The 24,341-nt window shown below is 32.3% G+C and carries 22 protein-coding genes and 1 tRNA gene; 14 read left to right on the top strand and 9 right to left on the bottom strand.

Annotated elements, in window-relative coordinates; genetic code table 11:
- The first annotated feature begins 1 nt into the window (after position 1).
- From ACWGOQ_RS22215 to ACWGOQ_RS22190, 6 genes are all read left to right on the top strand, one after another.
- Complete coding sequence (locus ACWGOQ_RS22215; protein WP_452059938.1) at positions 2–292, top strand: UBP-type zinc finger domain-containing protein; 291 nt, start codon at positions 2–4, stop codon at positions 290–292.
- Between the two features lie 382 nt (positions 293–674).
- Complete coding sequence (locus ACWGOQ_RS22210; protein WP_452059937.1) at positions 675–1,148, top strand: hypothetical protein; 474 nt, start codon at positions 675–677, stop codon at positions 1,146–1,148.
- Positions 1,149–1,164: 16 nt separating this feature from the next.
- The gene (locus ACWGOQ_RS22205) at positions 1,165–1,536 is read left to right on the top strand and encodes a DoxX family membrane protein (protein WP_452059936.1); all 372 of its coding nucleotides are present in this window, start codon (positions 1,165–1,167) and stop codon (positions 1,534–1,536) included.
- A 465-nt stretch (positions 1,537–2,001) separates the two neighbouring features.
- Positions 2,002–2,550, top strand: a complete 549-nt coding sequence (locus ACWGOQ_RS22200; RefSeq protein ID WP_452059935.1) for a carboxymuconolactone decarboxylase family protein — start codon at positions 2,002–2,004, stop codon at positions 2,548–2,550.
- A gap of 110 nt (positions 2,551–2,660) precedes the next feature.
- Positions 2,661–3,029, top strand: a complete 369-nt coding sequence (locus ACWGOQ_RS22195) for a cupredoxin domain-containing protein (protein ID WP_452059934.1) — start codon at positions 2,661–2,663, stop codon at positions 3,027–3,029.
- Positions 3,030–3,179: 150 nt separating this feature from the next.
- Complete coding sequence (locus ACWGOQ_RS22190; RefSeq protein ID WP_452059933.1) at positions 3,180–3,896, top strand: hypothetical protein; 717 nt, start codon at positions 3,180–3,182, stop codon at positions 3,894–3,896.
- Positions 3,897–3,916: 20 nt separating this feature from the next.
- On the opposite strand, the gene ACWGOQ_RS22185 is transcribed toward ACWGOQ_RS22190, so the two are convergent.
- On the bottom strand, positions 3,917–5,080 hold the full coding sequence (locus tag ACWGOQ_RS22185) for an MFS transporter (RefSeq protein WP_452059932.1): 1,164 nt from the start codon (positions 5,078–5,080) through the stop codon (positions 3,917–3,919).
- Between the two features lie 137 nt (positions 5,081–5,217).
- On the opposite strand from ACWGOQ_RS22185, the gene ACWGOQ_RS22180 reads away from it, so the two are divergent.
- Positions 5,218–6,069, top strand: a complete 852-nt coding sequence (locus tag ACWGOQ_RS22180; protein ID WP_452059931.1) for an AraC family transcriptional regulator — start codon at positions 5,218–5,220, stop codon at positions 6,067–6,069.
- Positions 6,070–6,073: 4 nt separating this feature from the next.
- On the opposite strand, the gene kynU is transcribed toward ACWGOQ_RS22180, so the two are convergent.
- A complete protein-coding gene (kynU, locus tag ACWGOQ_RS22175; protein ID WP_452059930.1) occupies positions 6,074–7,360 on the bottom strand; it encodes a kynureninase in 1,287 nt (428 codons plus the stop codon).
- A gap of 1,945 nt (positions 7,361–9,305) precedes the next feature.
- Between kynU and ACWGOQ_RS22170 the strand changes: the two genes are divergently transcribed.
- Positions 9,306–9,947: an O-methyltransferase gene (locus tag ACWGOQ_RS22170; RefSeq protein ID WP_452059929.1), complete on the top strand. Its 642-nt coding sequence runs from the start codon at positions 9,306–9,308 to the stop codon at positions 9,945–9,947.
- Between the two features lie 67 nt (positions 9,948–10,014).
- Here ACWGOQ_RS22170 and ACWGOQ_RS22165 read toward each other — a convergent pair whose 3' ends face one another.
- The 6 genes from ACWGOQ_RS22165 to ACWGOQ_RS22140 all read right to left on the bottom strand — a co-directional run bounded on the left by ACWGOQ_RS22165 (position 10,015) and on the right by ACWGOQ_RS22140 (position 16,883).
- On the bottom strand, positions 10,015–11,508 hold the full coding sequence (locus ACWGOQ_RS22165) for a S8 family peptidase (protein ID WP_452059928.1): 1,494 nt from the start codon (positions 11,506–11,508) through the stop codon (positions 10,015–10,017).
- 340 nt (positions 11,509–11,848) lie between these two features.
- Entirely contained in the window at positions 11,849–12,142 is a 294-nt protein-coding gene (locus ACWGOQ_RS22160) for a Sec-independent protein translocase subunit TatA/TatB (RefSeq protein ID WP_452059927.1), read from the bottom strand.
- Positions 12,143–12,232: 90 nt separating this feature from the next.
- Positions 12,233–14,539, bottom strand: a complete 2,307-nt coding sequence (locus ACWGOQ_RS22155) for a M1 family metallopeptidase (RefSeq protein ID WP_452059926.1) — start codon at positions 14,537–14,539, stop codon at positions 12,233–12,235.
- A 61-nt stretch (positions 14,540–14,600) separates the two neighbouring features.
- The gene (locus ACWGOQ_RS22150) at positions 14,601–15,107 is read right to left on the bottom strand and encodes a DUF6702 family protein (protein ID WP_452059925.1); all 507 of its coding nucleotides are present in this window, start codon (positions 15,105–15,107) and stop codon (positions 14,601–14,603) included.
- Positions 15,108–15,193: 86 nt separating this feature from the next.
- Positions 15,194–15,952, bottom strand: a complete 759-nt coding sequence (locus tag ACWGOQ_RS22145; RefSeq protein ID WP_452059924.1) for a BamP family beta-assembly machinery protein — start codon at positions 15,950–15,952, stop codon at positions 15,194–15,196.
- 142 nt (positions 15,953–16,094) lie between these two features.
- Positions 16,095–16,883: a BamP family beta-assembly machinery protein gene (locus tag ACWGOQ_RS22140; RefSeq protein WP_452059923.1), complete on the bottom strand. Its 789-nt coding sequence runs from the start codon at positions 16,881–16,883 to the stop codon at positions 16,095–16,097.
- A gap of 113 nt (positions 16,884–16,996) precedes the next feature.
- Between ACWGOQ_RS22140 and pepE the strand changes: the two genes are divergently transcribed.
- The 5 genes from pepE (at position 16,997) to ACWGOQ_RS22115 (ending at position 22,502) form a co-directional block, all read left to right on the top strand.
- A complete protein-coding gene (gene pepE, locus ACWGOQ_RS22135; protein WP_452059922.1) occupies positions 16,997–17,704 on the top strand; it encodes a dipeptidase PepE in 708 nt (235 codons plus the stop codon).
- A 7-nt stretch (positions 17,705–17,711) separates the two neighbouring features.
- A complete protein-coding gene (locus ACWGOQ_RS22130) occupies positions 17,712–18,626 on the top strand; it encodes a glutaminase (protein ID WP_452059921.1) in 915 nt (304 codons plus the stop codon).
- A 129-nt stretch (positions 18,627–18,755) separates the two neighbouring features.
- On the top strand, positions 18,756–20,720 hold the full coding sequence (locus tag ACWGOQ_RS22125) for a tetratricopeptide repeat protein (protein ID WP_452059920.1): 1,965 nt from the start codon (positions 18,756–18,758) through the stop codon (positions 20,718–20,720).
- A 21-nt stretch (positions 20,721–20,741) separates the two neighbouring features.
- Positions 20,742–21,845 carry a glycosyltransferase family 2 protein gene (locus ACWGOQ_RS22120; RefSeq protein WP_452059919.1) on the top strand — a complete coding sequence of 368 codons (1,104 nt, stop codon included), beginning with the start codon at positions 20,742–20,744 and terminating at the stop codon, positions 21,843–21,845.
- Positions 21,846–21,872: 27 nt separating this feature from the next.
- Positions 21,873–22,502 carry a class I SAM-dependent methyltransferase gene (locus ACWGOQ_RS22115; protein ID WP_452059918.1) on the top strand — a complete coding sequence of 210 codons (630 nt, stop codon included), beginning with the start codon at positions 21,873–21,875 and terminating at the stop codon, positions 22,500–22,502.
- 544 nt (positions 22,503–23,046) lie between these two features.
- Here ACWGOQ_RS22115 and ACWGOQ_RS22110 read toward each other — a convergent pair.
- Positions 23,047–23,119, bottom strand: a tRNA-Gly gene (locus tag ACWGOQ_RS22110).
- 338 nt (positions 23,120–23,457) lie between these two features.
- Here ACWGOQ_RS22110 and ACWGOQ_RS22105 point away from each other — a divergent pair.
- The coding region (locus ACWGOQ_RS22105; RefSeq protein WP_458202871.1) for a phage tail-like protein at positions 23,458–24,341 on the top strand (884 nt) is incomplete at its 3' end.

Here is a 24,341-nt window from a genome sequence, read left to right as displayed (position 1 = left end):
TATGAAATTTAAAACCAAATCCCGCGAGCATCTTAAGAATTTTGATATATCAAGTATCAAAAAGAGCAATGGTTATGAATGCTCACCAGGTATACAAACAGGAGATAGTTGGGTTCATCTTAGAACGTGCCAGGAATGTGGAATCAAATTATGCTGTGATTCTTCTCCAAATCAACACGCGAGTAAGCATTTTACAGATTACAAACATCCAGTAATAACATCCGCAGAACCCAATGGAAACTGGGTGTGGTGTTACGAACATAGATCTTTTATAACACACGAAAACACATAAATTAATGCTACGCCCTTTTCTTAATGTGTAAATAAAGTTATATTCAATGAATGATTTTATATAACACACTTTGAAATAACTAACCACTAATTTATAGCGTTTTTATTTAAGAATAAAGAAGATATAAACACACCTAATATATCTTTTCCTCCTTTTTAATAAACTCCTATTAGTAAGTTCTGAGAACTCATTACGACTTAAACAATATTACTGTACAAATATTTTTTTCCTGATTACGTATGTAACGTGTATTACATTTTGGGAGGAAAGGAATTATGGACAATAAAGTAGGAAAACAGACTTTTTTTCTAGCAATTTTAGCCCCACTTTGTAGAATTAAAATCATTATAAACACGAAAAAATTTTCGAAAAACATATAGGCATGAGAACTTTACGCAACAACATCAGAACAATACTATTAGTAGTATTGATGGCTTCTGCTTTTAATGGTTATACGCAAAAGAATCTTTACAAAACTCAATTGGAACCAGTATACCTTAAAAACACTATTGATGTAGTTTATAAAAATACTTTTAGCGATTACAACACCAACTTGATTGCTTTAAAAAAAATTAATTTCAAAAAAGAAATAAAAAGTTTAAATAAAGCAAACAACACTTTACTATTTGTTTCTAATAAGAATAGTATAAAATTAATTGCAGCTTCTTATCTAAAAATTATAAGAAAAGCAGCAAACAGGAGCAGAAACCCAGAAGATTTTCAGGCTTTTTTAACAAACAATTTACCGCAATTAAGTCTTCTGTTCTCTACAGATAACAATCTTGATGAATTGTATTATATTTCTAGAAAAGATACTTTTAATGGTAAAATAGACGCTTTACCCAGTATTCTATAATGCTTAACAAACTAAAATGAAGAATTCCTTATCTCTTGTATTAAGAATTGCTGTGTCCATTATCTTAATACAAACCCTCAGATTTAAATTTACCGCACATCCCGATAGTGTTTATATTTTTTCTACAGTTGGTCTTGAGCCATATGGAAGAATAGCGGTTGGGATAGTAGAACTTATTGCAGGTATTTTGTTACTCATTCCTAAAACAGTTTGGATAGGAGCCACATTAACTCTCGGAGTTATTGGTGGTGCTATTTTTATGCATCTTACAAAATTAGGGATCGAAGTTAATAATGATGGAGGGATTCTGTTTATTACAGCTTCAGTAACTTTTGTACTAAGTGCTATCATATTATGGCTAAAAAGAAAAGAAATCAAGTTTTTCTAACTAGAAAAACAAAAACTGAATCGCTAAAACCTCCTATTATGGAGGTTTTTTTATGTGCCGGGAAAAATCGACAAGTCTTCGGGAAGAACACACATTCCAAGAATCATACCATTGAATCATCTTTGTACTGTTCATCTAAAACGATATAAAAATGACACTACATAATAAATCAATATTCAATTTAATAGAAATTTTCAGTCAGGGAAAGAGACAAATCGTACGTAACCTGAATGCAAAAGCACACTGTGATCAAAGAAGTCATCATGATTTTTATTGTGATGCAGAAAGGCCCTTCATAAATACTCAAAAATAAAGAAAGGGAAAAATTGACAAGCACTTGGGAAAAAGTAACATTTTAAGACAAAGATTCCCATCGCATCTTTGCCTTATCAAATTAAAAGACAAATAAAATAACATATAAACCCATCCTTAAAACAAATTTAGGATATAACACATACAGAAATCATGACAACATTTAACGTGCCAACAAAAGAAGAAGTAAATGCTACAAATCAAGCAATTTTTGATAACCTTACCAATGCACTAGGTTTTGTGCCTAATTTATTTGCAACCTATGCTCATAGTGAAACTGCATTGGAAAACTATCTTAACTTATCGAATGCCAAAACTTCTTTAAGAGCTAAAGAAAAAGAAGTCGTAAACTTAGCCGTTAGTCAAGTAAATAACTGTACTTACTGTCTATCAGCACACACTGCTATAGCAAAAATGAATGGTTTTACTGATGAACAAATCCTAGAATTAAGAGCTGGATACGCTTCTTTTGATGGTAAACTAGATGCATTGGCTAAAGTCGCTAAGCATATCACAGAAAATAGAGGTCATGCGGATCAGGATGTAGTCGAAAATTTCTTTGCTGCCGGATATGACAAAGGAAACTTAATCGATACTATAGTACTGGTAGGAGATAAAACTATTTCAAATTATATCCATAGTACGACACAGATTCCTGTTGATTTTCCATTAGTACAACCACTAGAAACTACACCGGTATAAACTAAATAACTATTTACAATTTCTTAGGAGAAAGTATTCACAATCAATAAACCTTTCTTCTCATGTAACTTTAAATAATCATTTCAATAACAATTATAATTATCAAAATCATGAAAAAATTAATCACAGTATTCACTTTTATTTTTGCAATTACATTAAGCTCCTCAGCTCAAGAAGTTAAAACCGTTTCTTTGGAGCAAACCAAAGGAGAATTTACCCAAAAACAAGTAACTCTATCAGAAGGAAGTTATGTTTTTAATATATCTAACAACAATTCAGGAACAGATGTAGGTTTTGTATTAGTGCCAGTAGGAAAAGATGCTTCGAATCCTAAAAATCATATTCAGGAAGCATATGTAACTAAAGTTGTGGCAGAAGGAAAAACAGAAAGCTCTAAAACTGTAACATTACAAAAAGGTGAGTATAATTATTTTTGTCCATTAAATAAAACTCCGCAATATAAATTAATTGTAGAGTAATTATATCTAAGTACTTTCTAATAAGGTTCCCGATATGATAAACCTTTTTTGTAGTAATATATAACGTAGATAGCATCAAAGCCTAAAACCTTGTTAATTCAATTTAGCAAGGTTTTTGTTTTCCATATTTTAGCTAAAAACTAACTCGAAATGAAAAACATCCTGCTACTATCCATATTTTCTTTGTTCATCATAGCTTGTAAACAAGAGTCAAAAAAAGAATATAAGTATGACGATGATACAGAAGAAGTGAAAGACATTGAAGAAACTAACAGTGAAATTCCAAAGACCGCTGAAGCTATTGCAAATGCCAATGGTTTTGAGCATTGGAAAAACGTAAAAGAACTTAAATTTACTTTTAATGTGGATCGAGACAGCAGTCATTATGAGCGTTCCTGGACTTGGAAACCCCAAAAAAAACAAGTTACTCTGCTTACCGCAGAGGATACCATTTCTTATGATAGGACCAAAATAGACAGTACTTCGTTAAAAACTGATCAAGGGTTTGTCAATGACAAGTATTGGTTATTAGCACCATTTAACCTTGTATGGGACGAAGACAGTTTTACATCCGAACATCAGGCTATAGCAGTTGCCCCAATAAGCGAAAAAGAAATGCAAAAATTAACTATCGTATATAAAAACGAAGGTGGTTATACTCCTGGTGATGCCTACGATTTTTATTTTGAAGGTGATTTTAAGATTAAAGAATGGGTTTTTAGAGAAAAAAACAAGAAAGAACCTTCTTTAATTACTTCGTGGGAAGATTATGAAAACTTCAATGGGTTGACGATTGCTAAAACCCATAAACGTAAAGAAGGGAACTGGAAACTCTATTTTACAAATATTGAGGTTAGTACCGAATAGTTTACTCCCAAAACACAACATCATTTAGGGGTTCTTTTCGAAATCAAGAAAGCAACTATTAATGCGATTAATGTGGCCACTAATAGAGCCGTAAAACTAAGCTTTAAACTATCTATTTTGGACAACAACCCCAGAACTGGAGGGCTTATTAAAAAACCAAGATAACCAAACCCGGCTACGAATGATATTCCTTCTGCAGAAGAAACACCTTTGGTTTTTCCCGCCAATCTAAATAACTCGGGGATAATTACGGAAAACCCCAAACCAACGAAACCAAATCCAATTATGCTTACTATTAATGTAGCACCTAATACCGCAAAAAAACCAAAAGCACTTACAATACATCCACCAATAATTATTACCAAGGACCCAAAATATTTGCTCACACTATCACCAAAAAAACGACCCAACGTCATCATAACCGAAAAAGTAACAAAACCAAAACCTGAAATCTTTTCTGAAGCTATGTTTACGATATCCTGCAAATAGAGTTTACTCCAGTGTTCTATAGCACCCTCGCTTCCCATCACCAAAAATGCAATAACAGTAAGTCCTAAAAGTGGTTTTATAAGTGACAAATCTAATGAATTACCAGAACGTTCCTCTTCGTTAGCTTTTATAGAAATATATTCCTTACAAACTAGTAGGTTTGTGATAATTACAAATATAGTAGCACATGCCATATGTGTAAATGGTACCTGAAAATATGTAATCAAAAGACTTCCAATACCTGCTCCAATAACACCTCCTAAACTAAAAAAACCATGAGAAGCAGACATGATATGAACATCATCGTCTTGCTCAATTTCTGATACCAATGCATTCATCGCTATATCAGTTAAACAAGCTAATAAACCAACCATAAACAGGGTCAGACAAAGCAACAGATAACTAGCAGCAACAATAGGCATAAGAAATAATAAAGAAAATAATGTAATACCAATAATGGTTACCTTTCCTACTCCAAATCTTCTAATGATCAAAGAAGATAAAGCGATCATGACTAATGTACCCAATGCAAAACAAAAAAGTGCAATCCCTAATTGCGCATCATCAATTGACAATCTTTCCTTTACGTTTGGAATATAAAGTACCCAAGTACCCGTCATTATATTCAGTGAAGCAAAGACCCAGGCTGGACCGAAGTATCGCAATCTTGTAACAATTAAGTATAATGAATTCAATTCGTGTTTTTTTATCAATTAAGTACACATCAAAATTAACTACAAAACAAGATTAATAATAAAACAAAATATTCCAATTATAAAACAATCTATTCATTCAGATCCATTATCTTTCATATTTATGAATATTTTGTTTTATGAAAATATCTTATGAGAATATTTACTTGGAGCGGTCCAAATCACTAAAAATAGAGAGTTACACGAAAGATTCTTTGTGTCATGAAATAAATTGGCATCTACATCCCGAGTATGAGATCGTATTCATAAGAAACGGTAATGGCACCATTCACGTAGAATCAAGTATTGAGAACTACCAAAATGGCCTCCTCATTTTTTTAGGACCAAATATGCCACATATGCCCTTTGGAAACAAAGATATGCGGGATAATGTAGAGGTTGTTATTCAATTTAACGAACATTTTATTACCGAAAAACTAACACATTTTCCAGAATTTTTGCTTATTCTGGAATTCATTCAAAAGTTTTCTAGAGGTTGCATATTTTCCAAAATAACCATGGATAAATTATCCAATTCTTTTCTAAAATTTTCTAACCAAGATAATACAGAAAAATTATTAAATTTTATACATATCCTACACCATCTTTCGCTGTCGAAGGATAAGAGACCAATTGTAAAACCAAACTTGGATCTGGAAATTGATAAAACCTCTTTGCCAAGAATATCTAAAGTTTTTGATTATGTAAACAGGAATTATTCAAAAAAAATTGAATCAAAAACGATTGCTAAACGATTAGGGTTGACAACCAATTCATTTTGTAGGATATTTAAATCCTCTACTAACAGAAATTTTATTAGCTTTTTAAATGAATTCAGAATTAAAAAAGCTCAGGAGCATTTCGAAAATAAAAACAACTCTATATCAGAAGTTTTATACCAATGTGGGTTTAACGATCCATCCTATTTTTGTCGTCAGTTTAAAAAACATACGGGTGTTTCACCATCAACATACATACGGCAATTAAGATAGTATATCAGTTCGTACTCTTTTCCAAAATTCCTTTTTTTAGAATCTGACCAAATTCGTACATATCCTGATAAGAACAATAAAAAGGAGCAGGTGCTAATCTAATTACGTTAGGTTCTCTCCAATCCGTAATCACTCCGTTTTTCATCAAATAATCAAATAGTTTTCTTCCTTCTCCATGAAGAAAAACTGACAATTGCGTTCCGCGTTCTGCCTGATTTGATGGTGTAATAATCTCAAAAGTGCTTTCCACCTCAGCATCAATCTCTTCTAATACAAACTCTAGGTATGCGACAATCAGATTTCGTTTTTTTATCAACGCTTCCATTCCTACCTCATCAAACAACTCTAACGAAGCTAGATAGGGAGCCAAAGATAAAATAGGAGCATTACTCAATTGCCAGGCATCAGCGTTCGGCATGGGCTCGAACTCTGGTTTCATCAAAAATCTAGATGCTTTTTTTGTTCCCCACCATCCTTCGAAACGAGGAATATCTGTTTTGTCATGGAATCGTTCATGAACAAAACACCCTGAGGCATTTCCTGGACCGCTATTCATATATTTATAACTACACCAAGAAGCAAAATCTACACCCCAATCGTGCAGCTTTAATTCAATATTACCTGCTCCGTGTGCCAGATCCCAACCTACAAAAGCACCTATATCATGGCCTGCTTTGGTGATTGTTTTCATATCAAAAACCTGCCCGGTATAATAATTAACACCTCCTATTAAAACTAGTGCACACTCCTCTCCTACTGATTGGATCGTAGACAGGATGTCTTCTATTCTGAAATTGTGTTCTCCTTTTCGTTTTTTGACTTCTACAATAGCATCTGCAGGATCATATCCGTGAAACCTAGCCTGGCTTTGTAACATATATTGATCACTAGGAAAAGCTTTGTCTTCGCAAATTATTTTATATCGTTTTCCTTGTGGCCTGTAGAATGAAATCATTAACAAGTGAAGATTTACCGTTAGTGTATTCATTACCGTAATTTCTGAAGGCTTAGCACCCACTATTTTACTTAACGGGTTAGCCATCCGTTCGTGATAATCCCACCAGGGTTTATCAGCATAAAAATGTCCTTCTACAGCAAGTTCTGCCCAATCTTTCATTACGTCATCTACATATTTCTTTGTGTTTTTGGGTTGAAGTCCTAAGGAATTTCCTGTAAAATAAATGACCTGCTTCTCGTTAACCTTCGGAAAAATAAAATGATCTCTATACGATTTTAAAGGGTCTTGTTCGTCTAATTTCTTAGCAAATTCTCTACTATTTTCGAATTGCATTTTTGAGTTTTGATTCAAAAATACAGATTAGTACAATACTTATCCATATATTAAAGAAAATTTAGCTTTCATCTTGTAAATTATAGAATTACAAATTTTGATATACCCATAAAACTACATTATATAATAAAAACTTTAGAAATAAGTGTATACGTTAGCTAATTGATCTGTCGATAGCCTAAAAATAAAATAATCGATTATAATTATTATAAAAAAAAGTACGTCTACAGCTTAGATCATATCAGAAATCTTTTCATAATTCATTTTATGTGCCTTTGATGATTAATCTCATCATCTACAAAATGTTTTATTTTATCGTAGTTGTTAAGTAACGGTATATGCTGATTTCTCATAAATATCCAATCATCATTATAGTTCTTAAGATTTTCTAACGTTCGATTTCGCACTTTCTCTAATTCTGATAAATAATAATTTAGATCGTTACCATAAATTTTTCTTGTATTATATCCTCTGGGTCTGCATCTTTATGCTTTTCAGATTCTTGATCTATTGATTAATCTATTATAAAAAAGAGGTCTTTGGTAATAGAATTCTATCCTTCAATATGGAACAAAAGCATACCTATACTATTACTTTTCTCATGCACATAAAAATACATTTTTTTGCAGGTTAAATTGTTTACCATTCGCAAAGTGATATTGCGAGTTTGGTTCATTTGAACAGCTACTATTCCTGTACGACTATCGTATCCCTTACTTGGTAGAAGTATTATATAATTTTATTTTTTACTTGGAAAAAGTAAATAAGAATCAGAGGGCGTAATTAAAAACTCTTTGTATTCTACGTTTTCAGATCTGATGCTGGTAAAAGGGGAGAATTTTTCTTTTGTTTTGAAAATAGCAATGCCACTGACCCTAAGAACACAGGTATAGAATATTGGAGATATATTCTTAATGAACATCCTGATTACATATGTGAAATAGATACCTTTTTTAAAGTGTTTTATCAAAAAAAGATAAGGGTTTCGGCTAATTTTCGATTCCCATATCTTTTTATTTCCATGAAATGATTGCTTATAGAAACCGTTTATTTAGAACCTTCTTTTATGAACAAATGGTATACAAATTCATTTTAACTATCTACAGAGAATTACTCTTTTACTTATGAGCAATCCAAGATAAATTCATATTACCTATGAATATAATTAACACAACTCTTATAGTGCTTTTGGCATCGATTGTCGCATGTGACCTCCTCTGAACAAAACTGTGCGCTCCCTCCATCAATAGTACTGCTCTCTAATTTTGATATTACATCTTTCTTAAAGGATAGGTTAATTTTGGTTTTGTTCTTCATTTTACTCTTATTTTTTAATTTCCTACTATATTTTAATAAGCTTTTCGGTTACCTCTTTTATTATGAAATTCTATTTATAAATAATTTTGTGAGTCTATTTTGGTCAAAAAAGCAACTCGAGACACAGATATTTCGTTTTATTTTAATAAAACATGCCACGTAATTCTCGCTTTATTTAATAATGATCACTGTTCTGTGACAACAATCATCATTTTTTTACCCAAAAAAATCTATTATTTTTTAAAAACCAACAAACCTGTCAATAAATACTCCTAATTTTTAAAAAAGCTAGTTAAGTTGTAAATTTAAAAATAGGAATCTAGAGATTTTCATAAATTGTTTTAAAGTCATATTTGATTTGTCTAGTAGGTAGTTTTCTATTTTTCTGTTACTCAAAATTTATAAATATATTTCAAAAACATTTTTAAAAAATGCTACCTTAATAATACATACTTCCGTAACTGACTGTTAGAATAGATTTCTTGTAATGATATAATCTAGATTTTAAAGGTTTTTGGACATAAAGTTACAGATACTCTATGATACAGCATCCTTATCTTTAAAGATGAAGGATGCTTTTTTAACTTAAAAAGAATAAAACTAGTAGCTTTGTTAAAAAGAAAAAACCATGCACTTCATACCAGAAGCATTAGATACCTACGTAGTAAATCATACCGAAAAAGAACCGGAGTTGCTACAGCGACTAACTAGAGAAACCTATCAAAAGATATTGCAACCACGTATGCTAAGCGGGCCTTATCAGGGTCGCGTTTTAAGCATGTTGTCTAAATTAATCAATCCTAAAAACATTTTGGAAATAGGTACGTATACTGGATATTCAGCTTTATGTCTGGCAGAAGGAATGCAAAAAGATGGTGTCTTGCACACCATAGATATCAATGAGGAACTAGAAGATTTTCAACGGAAATATTTTGATCTTTCTACTTATGGTAATCAAATATACCAGCATATTGGGAATGCTACTGAAATCATTCCTGATTTGGAGATAAAATTTGATTTGGTTTTTATTGATGCGGACAAGCCAAATTATTCACGATATTTTACACTTGTAGTTGATAAAATGAATTCTGGAGGTGTGATTTTATCTGATAACGTTCTCTGGAGCGGAAAAGTGATTGAAGAAGTTACTGAAGATGATCTTTCTACTAAAGCACTGCTAACCTATAATAAACTACTAGTAGAAGACAGTCGGGTTGAAACCGTTTTATTACCGATTAGAGATGGATTAACTATTAGCAGAGTTTTATAAAAAAAGTGGAATCTTAATCGATTCCACTTCTTACATGTATTAGTAACTACAATTGCTAATTCATTTATTATTGTACAGCTTTGAGCGCATCGATATTCCCATAACCAAACTTGCTGTTGCGATTCGGATAAAATTCTCCAGCTCTTTTTAACTTATCTAATACTTGAGCTCTAGACATATTTGGGTTACGCGACCATACTAAAGCAGCGATACCTGCTGTCATAGCAGTTGCTACAGAAGATCCACCAACATAAGATTGTGCACCATTATTAAATCCTAATACCGGTACTGTTCTACTGGTGTTACTAGCTCGCTGCATAATAATAGTAAAATCAATTTTATTACCATCGTGGCAAATATCACAACGATTGTATCCATTATCTTTCAACCCAGTTACTGCAACTGTTTCACTCATACTTGCCGGAAATATAACACCGTACCAATTTGTAAAGGTAGTAGAGGTTCCACCTGCTGCCATAATCATTTTACCTTTACCATATGCGTACTTTACCGCATCCTTTACATTTCCAATGGACCAAGGATATCCTACCGACATTGAAATGATTTTAACATCACTTCTATTTCCTAGTGCTTTTAATGCATTACTTACTCCCTTACGTTCGTGATAATCGTTTAATACCACATCTGCTGTTCCTCTATACGCAACTAAATTAGAATTATATGCAACACCAACTGGCATAAAATCATTATTACGGGGTGATGCTATAGCAGATGCCATCTGTGTACCGTGACCACATCTGTCATTAGGTCCATCTACGTTATTAGACCACCACCAGGGAGAATCGATATAAGTGCCGTAACGTTGTACAGATCTTCCATTAGAGGCCCCATCATTAAATCCATTTCCTAGAAGATTTTGATTTGCCGATAATCCTGTATCAATTAGTCCAACCGTAATTCCTGCTCCTGTACTAAGACTCCACGCATCATCAATATTATGTTTTTTGAAGTTCCATGGTAATCTCGCATTAGGTGAGATCACACTAAAATCACCACTATTTATAGATTGACCACTTTGACTGCATCCAGCGGATTTTTGTTGTACCTTTTCTTGCAAATAAAACCCATAACCATTTGGTTCTAGATAACGAATATTTTCCATTGCCTTTAGCTCCATAATAGTCTCCATATTCGTCACCCGAACATCCAAAACGTTTAAAAGTTCATCTTCAACTACCTGAACACTAGAACGTGTAACTCCTTCACTATTCTGAATTGTACTATATATACTTTCTATGATGTTGTTTAATCTCGACGATCGCTGGGTTCCTTCAATAAAACTTTCTCCTTTTTCACCAAAACCGATAGTTAATAATTCACCTCCGTGCATCACAGCACTGTATAACATCTGTGCAGAAGCATCATTAGTCCAATCCAAATCTCCTTTTTGCTTTAGTTGTGTTTCTATAAAAGAATTAATTTCTTCTATGGATAGAATTTTTTGGGATACTGAACTGTCGTCGACAATTTCGGTTGGATCTTCTTGAGAACAGGAAAGGACAAGAAATAGTCCTAAAAAAAAGAGAATAATTTTTTTCATTTTAGTATAAGATTAATGAGTTTGTGTGTTTTTGATTTTTAAGAAATACTATTTCTTAAAATATCAAATAATTATCATTTACATAATTTCTCTACTAATTTATTAAATAAAATCTAAATATTAGCATATTAAACTGAGGAAAACATAAAAAAAATAGCATTGCTATGCTTGCATAACATTGAAATTTTAGCAAAAAACCTTCGTAAATACTAATGTTTACAAGGGTTTTACAGAAAAGGAATACAGAGTATAATTAGTTCAAAAAAAAGAATGCTTTTTTGACAAATAAGTAAAAAATTAAATTTATTCTGTTAAAATCACAAAATTAATGGAAAGTATATTAGAGTTTGCGTTTTACAGGACCGGTGATTTCTTCGATATCATCTTTTACCTGATCTATTTCTTTTTTAATATCTGTGGAAATAGAAGAAGGTATATCAGTATCAATACCGTGTTTTTCTGCACTTTTTGTGATTTCTGATTTGATATCATTCGTAGCATCCTTTACGATTCGCATCCCTTTACCTAATCCTCTTGCGATTTCAGGTATTTTATCCGCACCAAAAACCATAACCAGTATAAATACTATAAAGGCAATTTCAGTTCCGCTAATGAATAATGGTAATGCTGTCATAACGATGCAAATATAACTACAATAATGTACACAAAAAAGCCGTTCATACGTAGGAACGGCTTTAACTTATAATTTAAGGTGTTTTTTAACTTATTGGCCCTTCACTTTGTTTTTAAATTTATCAAACTTACCAAGTTTGTTATTCTGAGGCCAACTATTATTTGATGTATCTATATCCGCTGTCTCCTGATTAGGGTCCACTACAATTTTAGTAATTGCTTTTTCTGATGCTATCGCTCTTTTTACTACATCATCATTTTTTCTCCAAATCTCTGCGGGATACGTTACGGTTTCTGAAGTTCCATCTTCATAGGTATACTCTACTATCAATGGCATTACTAGTCCTCCGGGTTTTTCGAAAGTTACTTCATAGAAATACTTTGGCTCTTTTAAAACACTTCTTTCTTCAACCGAAAAATTATCCAATAGATATTCTTTCAGAGTTTTTGCATCTTCAATTATATTGCCATTCTTCTTAATCGTTTCATACTCCTCACTACCTTCTTCTACCATAAAAACCAACGGACCAAAATCTTCAACCTTTGCTCCTCTTGCAGCTGCAAAATCTTTAGCTCTTTGATTTGGTTCTTTAGAAACTACAAACTTCTTTACGTCCTTTACACCGATATCTGTATAATCCGTAGTGTAGAACCATCCTCTCCAAAACCAATCTAAATCAAAAGCAGAGGCATCCTCCATAGTTCTAAAAAAATCTTCAGGTGTTGGATGTTTGAACATCCAACGTTGAGAATATGTTCTAAACGAATAATCAAACAGCTCTCTCCCCATAACAGTTTCTCTAAGGATATTTAATCCGGTTGCTGGTTTGGAATATGCATTAGAGCCAAACTGATAAATATTATTAGATTGTGACATAATTGGAGAAATAAAACTTTGATCCCCGCTCATATAGGGTACGATCTTAGCAGCTGGTCCTCTTCTGGAAGGATATGCCTTTAATGGAGCAACAGCATCTGGATACCATTCTCCAAAATCTTGCTCTGCTACATATTGAACAAATGTATTAAGTCCTTCATCCATCCAAGTCCATTGACGCTCATCACTATTCACAATCATAGGAAAAAAGTTATGACCTACCTCGTGTATGATAACACTCATCATTCCAAATTTTGTGCGGTCACTAAACTTTCCTTTTTTGTCTGGTCTCCCATAATTCCAACAAATCATAGGATATTCCATACCTTGATTTTTTGCATGAACCGAAATTGCCTTGTGATAAGGATAATCAAAAGTCATTCTACTGTAGGATTTAAGTGTACTTGCCACAACTTTAGTTGACCAATCTTCCCACAACGGGTTTCCTTCTTTTGGATACATAGAAACCGCCATTACGTCTTTTCCTCCTATTTTAACAGCCATCATATCCCAGATAAACCTTCTTGAAGTTGCAAATCCAAAATCTCGTACATTTTTTGCACTTAATTTCCAGGTTTTTTTGCTATCCGAAAATGATTTTTCTTTTGCTTCAGCTTCTTTTTGGGTAACTATAACGACTGGTGTATCATATGATTTTTTAGCCTTTTCATAACGATTCATCATTTCTTTGCTAAATACCTCTTTCCTATTCGTTAACACTCCGGTTCCATCCAAAATATGATCTGCTGGTACGGTGATATTAACATCAAAATTTCCAAAAGGTAACGCAAATTCTCCTCGGCCCCAAAATTGATGATTCTGCCAACCTTCTACATCATTATAAACTGCCATTCTTGGGTAAAACTGAGCAATTACATAGGCTCTGTTACCATCTTCAAACTCTTCATAACCAGATCTTCCTCTACCGTTAACGTGATTATTAATATTGTACCACCAATCTATCGAGAATTCAAATTTCCCTCCAGATGCTAAATGCTTTGGCATTTCCACACGCATCATAGTTCCATTGATTGTGTATTGTAATGGTTTACCCACAGCGTCTTTTACTGCCATAATATTAAATCCACCATCAAAAGGTTCTCCAAGATATTTTCCAACAAATGTGTTTGGGGGATCTGCTGCATCGACTCCTGTTGGCTGGATCAATGGAGTTTTGGACGTTTTGGAGCGCACATTCTGGTCTAATTGTACCCAGAGAAACTCTAAGTTATCAGGAGAGTTATTTGTATATGTAATAGTTTCTTTTCCTGTAAGCTTTTTGTTTTTATCATCAAGTTCTATATCCATTTTATAATCTGCCTGTTGCTGATAATAGGCAGCTCCTGGAGCTCCAGAAGCAGTTCTGTACATATTAGGAGTTGCAAACTCATCGTACATCTGCTTAAACTTGTTTTGATTTGTATGCCCTAACTCACGAGTTTCTTCGTTTTGGTTTTCGTTTTGTGCATGCAACCCAGAAACAAAAAAAGTAATTGAAAGGATAAAAAATGTTTTTTTCATTAGAGTGTAATTGTGTTAAGTAATAATTTGCAAAATAGTTGTTTTTTAAAATTTTAATGATTTATTCACTAAACTTTAACATGCCCATATCGTTTTCTTTTTCTAGAATTAAACTTTTACGTTTTTTCCCTTTTTTTACGTGTATAATATTTTGCTGTTCTTCAAAGAAATCCATCAAAGTCTGATTAGCAACGGTTATTGTACTTAATGAACCTACATTTTCTACTTCAAGATAACACAATACAAGGTCGTTATCGTATTCCTTACCAATAAAATTAAAAACTACCTGTTTTCCATTAACCTTGATCGTTAATTTCTGGTTTAAATACGTATGCAAATACTTATCTATTTTGGCTTCATTTTTTTCTGAAACCAACTCTATATTTTGATCATACCGTTGTCGCAATACCTTCTCTATATCGTCAATGAATATTCTGGAGATAATCTGTAATGAATTCTGTTCTTCAACATACTCTATTTGGGTAACACTAACATAAAATTTATGTAGTACTGTAAACGAACTTAGGAACATCAAGACTCCTGATAAAATGATAAGTAATTTTTTCAATGTGTAGATTATTTATAAGATGGTAAATTTACTATTTTGATATAAAAACTATGCCAAAAGTATCTTATTAAATAAAAATAGAATCATTAATCAATTTCTTTAATTGCTTTATACAACTTTGCTTTTACTTGAAAAAACTCTAATAATGAAAGTTTTTTTGTGTTCTCTAACAAATTTTCGAAATAGTCATCTTCTGCGCAATAGTACATAAAATCAGAAATTAGATTCTCTGGCAATCCTAAATGATTTGTAAAAAATATTGTATCAAACGAATTTTCTCCTTTTTGGATTAATGTATTAAGGTCCTGAATAGCCTTTATTCGCTTTAGTTTTTTTAGAGTGCCATTCAAGTAATTAATAGGCCGATCTATAATTCCGGATTTTGCTGTGTAAATTTTTCTTTCGATTTGGGTAGGTTGTTTTATGTCTCTGAATGGAAGTCCTAGACTTTTATTGTTTACAAAAGGTTTAATTTCAATATCCTTACTATCTTTATCTATATTCCCAGAAAGGTTGATATCACTAACACGGACTTGATCTAATTTTCGAACGATCGGAGTTAATTTAATTTGAAAATTTTTATTTTCAATATCAGCTTCAAAAACTATTAGGGAAACTATCTCATACTGAACAGAAGAAAAAATGATCGAATCATTAATTGCGGCAGGGATTTCAAAATAACCTTTTTGATCATTGGTGGTTCCGATTTTCTTTGTATAATTTACAATATTAATCGCAAAACCTTCTAAAGAATCAGCGATGATCTTTCCTTTTAATCTTTGAGATTGACTAAAGCCATTGGCAAAAACGAAAAGAAAAAATATAAAAGGTAAACCTTTAGCCATATTTTAAATTGGTTTTACGACTATGACCAAAAGGAATGAACTTATTAGCGTTGTAATACAATATCCTTCAACTTTGTCATATCGTTTCAAGAAAAAAGACGAAAGTTGACCAAAAGTGTTGCGAAGAAATTTTACTGATGTATTATTGTCGCTTTTTATAGGCTTTACTTTGTATCACTAGAAATTCTATCAAATTTAACTCGTTTCCCTCTTCTAGATACGATTTATTAAGTCCATTCTCTTCTGCAAAAAAGATGAAATCGTTAATTTGATCCATATCCAGCGCTAGATTTGTTTTAAAAAACTCGTCATTATACATTTTTCTCACCTTTACATCAATATCAGTGGGAGTTTTGCTTTTACTTACATCTTTATTTTGGAATACGACTTTAAAAAGATTGACAAAATTGAGACCATAAATCATCCTATCTTCCAAAAACACTTTGTTTTCTAACTCAGAAAGTTCATCTGGTGTCCAGTCATAATCTGTATCATTAATTCTGTCTGATGTTAGCCGTGCTACTTCATCAATACCACTTTTGGAAACATCAATTTTTTTGACATCAATAGAGACATTTCCTAATAAATCATATGGAGTAACGATAACCTCCTCCAATAGGTTGACAGATTCATTCAAAAAGATATTCAGCCTTTTATTATCCAACACTCCTTTATCAATTAACACTATAAATTTTTGATATTGCATTGCAATCACCTCGAGCTTATCATTGATCCCTACGCTAATTCTAAAAGTGCCTTTATTATCTGTAATCGTTCCTTTTTTAGTGGTAAGATTATACACCACCACTCCCTCGACATCATCACCAATCGGTGCACTGATACGTCCATCAATCATCACCCTTGAAGTAATCTGCGCGAAAGAAAAACTAATAATAAAGCATATAAAGAGAAAGGATAATTTTATTTTCATAGCAAGCTCGATTAAATTTGATTTTATTGAAGATACTACATTTTTTCAATATGCTAAGAAGATTTCTTTATAAGAAAACGTTAAACTACCTTTACTAAAAAAAACAACTTTACATGCAAAACTGTATAATCGCTAGCACTTCCACCATTTATGGTAGTAATCCTTTAGAATATTTATTTGACGCATTGATTGAGCTTTATAATGACGCTAATGAAATACTATTTATTCCGTACGCCCGCCCAGGAGGAATTTCTTTAGATGCATATACTATTGGAATTAATAATATATTTAAAAAAATCAATAAAAAGATCCTTGGCATTCATATGTTTTCAGATATAACAGAAGCATTGAAAAATACTGAAGGAATTTTCACTGGAGGAGGAAACACGTTCCTATTGGTAGATCAACTATACCGAAACAAGGTTCTTAATCCTCTTAAAACTGCTATAGACTCTGGAGTACCATATTTGGGAACCAGTGCCGGAAGTAATATATGTGGACTTACTATGCAAACTACTAATGATATGCCTATTGTCCATCCACCTAGCTATAAAACATTAGGTATCATTCCTTTTAACATTAATGCACATTACCTCGATCCCGATCCAAATTCTACACATAAAGGTGAAACCAGAGAAACACGTATCAAGGAGTTTCACACCTTAAACCCGCAACCTGTAATTGGTCTTAGAGAAGGAAGTTGGCTAAGAATACTACACAATAGTGTTATATTAAAGGGCAATTTATCTGCAAGGGTTTTTGAACAAAACAAAAATCCATATGAAACAACACCAGGTAGTTCTCTATCTTACTTAAAATAAACAATATATGGATTACCAGAAAATCCTTAATACCATTAAGGCCGAAACATTAAACAGGCCAGGTACCGGAAAAGTTGCTACGTATATTCCTGAATTAGCAAAGATTGATCCTACTAAATTTGGCATGCACTTATATTGTATTAACTCAGGTCATTATGGTTTTGGCAATGCACAAGAACGCTTTTCAATACAAAGTATTTCTAAAGTCTTCTCCTTATCCTTAGCTATGTCATTATTGGACGAAGAATTATTCAAACGGGTGGATGTGGAACCATCAGGAGATCCTTTCAACTCTTTAATTCAGTTAGAATATGAAAATGGAATTCCTAGAAATCCTTTTATAAATGCTGGTGCCCTAGTGATCGCTGATATATTAGTTTCAATTTTGGAAAATCCTAAACAAAAACTTTTGGAATTTATACATAAAATTACTGGTAGCACTACCATCGCTATGAACCCCAAGGTTTATGAATCTGAAAAAAAATCAAGCTATAGGAACGCTTCTTTATTAAATCTGATGAAATCTTTTGGTAATATAAAAAATGATATTGAGAAAGTATTGGACGTATACATTTATCAATGTTCTATAGAAATGTCTTGCCAAGAACTTGCTACTGCCTTTATGATATATGCTAACTCCGGAAAAACACTGTCCGATAATATTCAAATAATTTCCTCAAGAAAAACAAAACGTATTAATGCTATTATGCAAACTTGTGGATTTTATGATGAAGCTGGAGAATTTAGTTTTAGAGTAGGCTTACCCGGCAAAAGTGGCGTGGGCGGAGGAATAGCTGCAATTCATCCGGAATATTATGCGGTAACTGTATGGAGCCCACCGCTGAATCCAAAAGGAAATTCGGAGTTGGGGATGTATGCATTAGAACGTCTGACTACATTAACAGGGTTTTCGATATTTTGACAGTTTTCAGGAGCATCGTTTTTTAGTTACAAAAAAGATTTTTGATTCAAAAAAACTATATTTGGATCATTGATATTTATAATAAAAATCCTAAAAGAATAACATTATTCAGTCTCTACAATAGTAACTATGGTAAAAAAAAATACAAACTATATACTAAAATATTTAGGAGTACCACTAATTCTAGTCTTGACAGTACTGGTGTACCTTAATCATTTTGACAATCCGTTTTTTTTTGATGACACTCATACCATTTCCAATAACGAATCTATTAGAAGTTTAGATAATTGGACTACTTTTTTTACCGATGCAGACACTTTTAGTTCCCTCCCTGCTAATCGATCGTATAGACCTATGGTTACATTAAAGAATGCGATAGATTACAAAATTGGTGGGGGTTTAGATGCTAAGATCTTTCACTACCATATATTTTTCTGGTTCCTACTACTAATCGTTTTAGTCTTTATACTCTCAAAACGATTATATCAATTATCCCAACCAACAAATTCTTATATTACTATTATCGCATTATTTTCTGCAGTTTGGTTTGCTCTTCATACTGCAAACGCAGAAACTATAAACTATATATGTGCGAGATCTGATTCTTTTTCAACTCTCTGTATAGTAGGGTCACTACTTTTATATAGAAATCCTATTGGAAAAAAATTCTATCTGTATTTAATTACTGCAATTATTGGTATTTGGACAAAACAAACAGGAGTCATGTTTTTGCCCATTTTGTTTATATATATCTTGCTTTTTGAAGAGTATTCAATACTAGATAATTTTAGAACCAACACCAAAGAAAAAATATTCCGATTTTCTAGAAAAATTGCTCCAACGGCTATTATTGTAGTGTCCCTATTTCTTTTCAATCAATATTATCTTACACCCGAAGCAACGGTTTCTACAAACTACACCATCACCAGATTTGAATATATTAGCACACAATTCTTTGTGATAATGCATTATTTAGGGAATTTTATTTTACCAATAAACCTAAGTGCCGATCCAGACATAAGCATTATAAAACCCTGGTATGATATTCGAATTATTACAGGTTTTATGGTGATCGTTCTTATGGTTTTTATCATGGTTAAAACTTCTTTTAAGAAAGAGTTAAGGCCTATTTCTTTTGGGATTGCGTGGTTTTTTATTGCGTTATTACCTACAACTTTGAATCCTTTGTTTCAGATTGCAAATGATCACAGAGTATTTTTTCCGTTTATTGGATTATTTATAGCTGTACCTTGGACATTTACCATACTTTCTAGTCGACTTCGGTTAAATAAAAGAATTAAAAATTATCATTATATAGTGACTCTATCAGTTCTTATGCTACTAATCGCACATGCTTTCGGAACGTATCAACGCATTGAAGTATGGGGTTCTAAAGAGTCACTATGGAAAGACGTAACTATTAAGAGTCCTAAAAACGGAAGAGGGTTAATGAATTACGGGGAAACTCAAATGTCAAAAGGAAATTATAATGTTGCTGAAGAATATTTCAAGAAAGCATTTAAGTTGGTTCCAAATTATGTCGTTTTACATATAAATTTTGGTATCCTTTATGGTGCTCTAAATGACCATATTAAAGCAAAACAATATTTTGAATCTGCAATAGCCCTGAAATCTTCCTCTCCATCTCCCGAATATTACTATGCTCGCTATCTTTCGGGACAAAGAAAATACAAAGAATCAGAAAGATTTTTAAGAAAGGCTTTAGCAAAAAGTCCAAATCATATATTATCCAAACAATTGCTTGAAAAAATTTCTGGTAAGATGATTAATCCAGAGGAAGAAATAAAAATATTGACAGAAAGAATAAAAACAAACCCAAACCCAGAAAATTATTTAAATTTAAGTTTAAAATATTATGAACAACAAAAGTATGCTCTAGTTATTAACACCTGCAAAGAGCTGCTCAAGATAGATCCAAATAATGCCCTAGCTTATAATAACATTTGCTCTTCATACAATCAATTAAAACAATGGAAGCTTGGTGCAGAAGCTTGTAAAAAAGCTTTAGAAATAAAACCTAATTATCAATTAGCTAAAAATAATTTAAAGTGGTCCTTGGATAATATTAACTAACCAATAGAAAATGAATGAAAAATGCTAAATAACAAAACCATTGCAGTAGTAATTCCCTGCTATAATGAAGGTACACAAATATCAATGGTAATTGATAGTATGCCCGATTTTGTAGATCGAATAATAGTCATTGATGATGTTTCTAAAGATAATACGGTTGATGTTGTTTTAGAATATTTAAAAAAAGATAATACTTCTTTGCTAAAATTGACATCAAACTTAAAAAAGAATATCACCCCAACAATCTATAATCAAGCTGATATAGAAGTACATCAAAAAAATATTGAAGAGGTAAAAAAATTCACTCCAATTGAAATTTTAAACAAAAATCCCGATGAAGAAAAAATTATCCTAATAAAACACAAAAGAAACGGGGGTGTTGGGGCATCTGTAGCTACAGGGTATAAATGGTGTAAAGATCACGATATTGATTGTGCTGTTGTCATGAATGGGGATGGCCAAATGGATCCGAATGAACTTCAATCTATCTGCAACCCTGTGATTAATGAAGAAATTGATTATGTAAAAGGAAACAGACTAATTCATAAAAGCGCCTGGGTAATTATTCCTAGAATACGCTTTTTTGGAAATTCAATTCTAAGTATACTTACTAAAATTGTTTCTGGATATTGGGGCATCTCGGACACACAAAGTGGATATACTGCTATGTCGAACAATGCTTTGAACTCGATTCCACTTTACAAAATATACAAAAGATACGGAATGCCGAATGACGTCTTGGTTAAACTTAATATAGCTTTTTGCACTATAAGGGAGGTTAAAATAAAACCAGTATACGGAGTAGGCGAACAATCAAAACTTAGTGTGATAAAAGTTACTTTCCCTATTCTATTTTTACTGATAAGATGTTTCTTTAAAAGACTAACTATAAAATATTTGTATAGAAGTTTTCATCCACTATTTTTATTGTATTGGATTGCAATTATTATAGGAATAATTAATTCTTATTTCCTCTATCATTTATTACTTAACTTCTTTGTCCCAAACTCAAAAACACCAACTGATTATTTGATTATTTTTATTTTTCTTACAATATCTGGATTCCAATCATTTTTATTTGCGATGTGGATGGATATTCAAGATAATGAACGTTTATCTAAATAACAACCGCATTCTCATAAAAGAAAACAATTGAAACAGATCGATCATTCAAAGTTAAAAGCTACACCAGAAACTGAAGATTTTTCTGGTAAATATAAAGACGAAAATTTCATATCTAAATATTTAGTAGATAGTTATTTCAAATCAGTTCAAAAACTTCTAGGTAAGATTAACAATGTTAATTCTGCCCACGAGATTGGTTGTGGAGAAGGTAGATCAACAGTAAGATTAAGTAAAATGATTTCAAACCTTACAGCATCAGAGTATGTAGAAGGTTTGGTTGTCAAAGCAAAAAGTAATAATCCTAATCTAAATATATTTCAAGAAAGTGTCTATGAACTAAAATATGATACGGCTAGTATTGATTTGGTTTTTTTATTAGAGGTCTTAGAACATTTAGATTATCCTGAAACTGCGATTGAAGAAATAAAAAGAATATCTAAAAAATATTTGATTCTGGGAGTCCCTAGAGAACCTCTATGGCGTTTTTTAAATATGTGTAGATTTAAATATTTGAAAGATTTCGGAAACACTCCGGGACATTTGAATCATTGGTCAAAAAAATCTATTGTCAAATTAGTCGAAAAGGAATTTGGAAAAGTCATCGCTGTTGAATCTCCAATACCCTGGACCATCGTTTTAGTAGAAAAATCTAACTAACAAAAAATATTTCAGAATTATGCATCTAGATGTTTAAGATTGAGAAAATATTAAATAAAGAAAATAGAAAATTAATCATACGATATATCATTATAAGTATAGTAAGTTATGGTTTTGTTTTTTCAGGTTTAATACTTTTAGTAGATTTTTTTAAAATAAACAAAACCAAATCATTCATAATAGTTTATGGTGTTAATTACATATTCCTTTATGTTGTCCAACTAAAATATCTGTTCAAGACGAATCATAATAAGTATAAATTGATTCGTTTTATTGGTTTCATACTATTCTTCTACCTATTAGCAAATATTATGTACAATATTGGGTTAAAACTGGAGATAAACTATTTGATTTCTACCGCTCTAACGGTAATTGTCTTAATGCCGCTTAGAATAATAGCTTCAAAATTAATTGTTTTTAAAGATTAACTAGAACAGCTTATTCATTCGCTAGAACTGAATAGTCAATGATGTGTAAAAAAACTGGGGAACCACATGCTTATTGATTGAATCGAAAAGCCTTATCAATTATGACAAAGCTTTTGAGCGGGAGACCGGGTTCGAACCGGCGACATTCAGCTTGGAAGGCTGACGCTCTACCAACTGAGCTACTCCCGCTAATTTATGGGATAAAATTATCTGTTTTTTCAAATAAATAAAAGAATTAAACAAAATTATTTTTACTATGCCGACAAAACCATCACATCTAAGAATAAAAAAAATGCTTCCAATCCAAATTAAAATGCCTTAAAAACACTTAAAATATGTTTTTTATCGAACAAAAATGTGTTTTGTCGAATAAAATACATATTTTTGTTGTTAACATTATATTAATATCTTAGCAAATAATTTAATTGTGATAATTAATAGTGCCCTAATATTGAAAAATAATCTTTTACAGAAAAACCATATTTGTTTTAAGGTAAAACATTATTAAAAGAAATTCCCTACTTAATATGAAGATAAAATTACTTTCAATTATATTCATACTTATATCAGCAACCTCACTGCAAGCTCAGGTTAAGGTTGGAGATAATCCTAATCAGATAAATAGTTCCTCTATACTGGAATTAGAAAGTATCGATAAAGCTTTTGTACTTACAAGAGTAACGACTTCTCAAATGAATGCTATCATTCCACTTAATGGAGCATTGGTATATAATTTAGATAATAATTGTGTTTTTCAATACAGTAATAATAATTGGATTAGCTTATGTACTGGAAATGATAATCAACAATTAAGCTTTGATACAACTACAAATATTCTTACCCTTCAAGATGGAGGTCAAGTTGATTTAACTTCTTTAATTGATGATCCTGATCCTGATCCAACCAACGAAATACAAATATTAAGTCAAACTGGAAATACAATAACTCTGTCCAACGGAGGAGGAAGTGTTACTGAAACAATATCTACATTGCTTGATAATGGAAATGGTACCTTCACTTATACCGCGGAAGATGGTTCATCAACCATAATAGGAGCAGTTGGACCACAAGGACCAACCGGAGCAACCGGAGCACAAGGACCGACAGGACAAACGGGAGCTACGGGAACAACCGGAGCACAAGGGCCGACAGGACAAACGGGAGCAACTGGAGCACAAGGACCAACAGGACAAACTGGAGCTACGGGAGCAACTGGAGCAACCGGAGCACAAGGACCAACAGGAGCTACGGGAGCAACCGGAGCACAAGGACCGACAGGACAAACGGGAGCTACGGGAGCAACCGGAGCACAAGGTCCGACAGGACAAACTGGTGCAACTGGAGCAACCGGAGCACAAGGACCTACAGGAAACACAGGTGCAACGGGAGCTACTGGAGCACAAGGACCTAC

The organism is Aquimarina ulvae (assembly GCF_053613295.3).
This window is presented reverse-complemented; position numbering and strand designations above follow the sequence as displayed.

Excerpts from the sequence above, each read along its gene's own strand:
- ACWGOQ_RS22130 (WP_452059921.1), top strand. The coding sequence starts at position 17,712 with ATGGATTACCAGAAAATCCTTAATACCATTAAGGCCGAAACATTAAAC.
- ACWGOQ_RS22180 (WP_452059931.1), top strand. The coding sequence starts at position 5,218 with ATGAAAATATCTTATGAGAATATTTACTTGGAGCGGTCCAAATCACTA.
- ACWGOQ_RS22155 (WP_452059926.1), bottom strand. The coding sequence starts at position 14,539 with ATGAAAAAAACATTTTTTATCCTTTCAATTACTTTTTTTGTTTCTGGG.
- ACWGOQ_RS22210 (WP_452059937.1), top strand. The coding sequence starts at position 675 with ATGAGAACTTTACGCAACAACATCAGAACAATACTATTAGTAGTATTG.
- ACWGOQ_RS22190 (WP_452059933.1), top strand. The coding sequence starts at position 3,180 with ATGAAAAACATCCTGCTACTATCCATATTTTCTTTGTTCATCATAGCT.
- ACWGOQ_RS22160 (WP_452059927.1), bottom strand. The coding sequence starts at position 12,142 with ATGACAGCATTACCATTATTCATTAGCGGAACTGAAATTGCCTTTATA.
- ACWGOQ_RS22200 (WP_452059935.1), top strand. The coding sequence starts at position 2,002 with ATGACAACATTTAACGTGCCAACAAAAGAAGAAGTAAATGCTACAAAT.
- ACWGOQ_RS22205 (WP_452059936.1), top strand. The coding sequence starts at position 1,165 with ATGAAGAATTCCTTATCTCTTGTATTAAGAATTGCTGTGTCCATTATC.
- ACWGOQ_RS22145 (WP_452059924.1), bottom strand. The coding sequence starts at position 15,952 with ATGGCTAAAGGTTTACCTTTTATATTTTTTCTTTTCGTTTTTGCCAAT.
- ACWGOQ_RS22120 (WP_452059919.1), top strand. The coding sequence starts at position 20,742 with ATGCTAAATAACAAAACCATTGCAGTAGTAATTCCCTGCTATAATGAA.
- ACWGOQ_RS22195 (WP_452059934.1), top strand. The coding sequence starts at position 2,661 with ATGAAAAAATTAATCACAGTATTCACTTTTATTTTTGCAATTACATTA.
- pepE (WP_452059922.1), top strand. The coding sequence starts at position 16,997 with ATGCAAAACTGTATAATCGCTAGCACTTCCACCATTTATGGTAGTAAT.
- ACWGOQ_RS22215 (WP_452059938.1), top strand. The coding sequence starts at position 2 with ATGAAATTTAAAACCAAATCCCGCGAGCATCTTAAGAATTTTGATATA.
- ACWGOQ_RS22165 (WP_452059928.1), bottom strand. The coding sequence starts at position 11,508 with ATGAAAAAAATTATTCTCTTTTTTTTAGGACTATTTCTTGTCCTTTCC.
- ACWGOQ_RS22140 (WP_452059923.1), bottom strand. The coding sequence starts at position 16,883 with ATGAAAATAAAATTATCCTTTCTCTTTATATGCTTTATTATTAGTTTT.
- ACWGOQ_RS22125 (WP_452059920.1), top strand. The coding sequence starts at position 18,756 with ATGGTAAAAAAAAATACAAACTATATACTAAAATATTTAGGAGTACCA.
- ACWGOQ_RS22170 (WP_452059929.1), top strand. The coding sequence starts at position 9,306 with ATGCACTTCATACCAGAAGCATTAGATACCTACGTAGTAAATCATACC.
- kynU (WP_452059930.1), bottom strand. The coding sequence starts at position 7,360 with ATGCAATTCGAAAATAGTAGAGAATTTGCTAAGAAATTAGACGAACAA.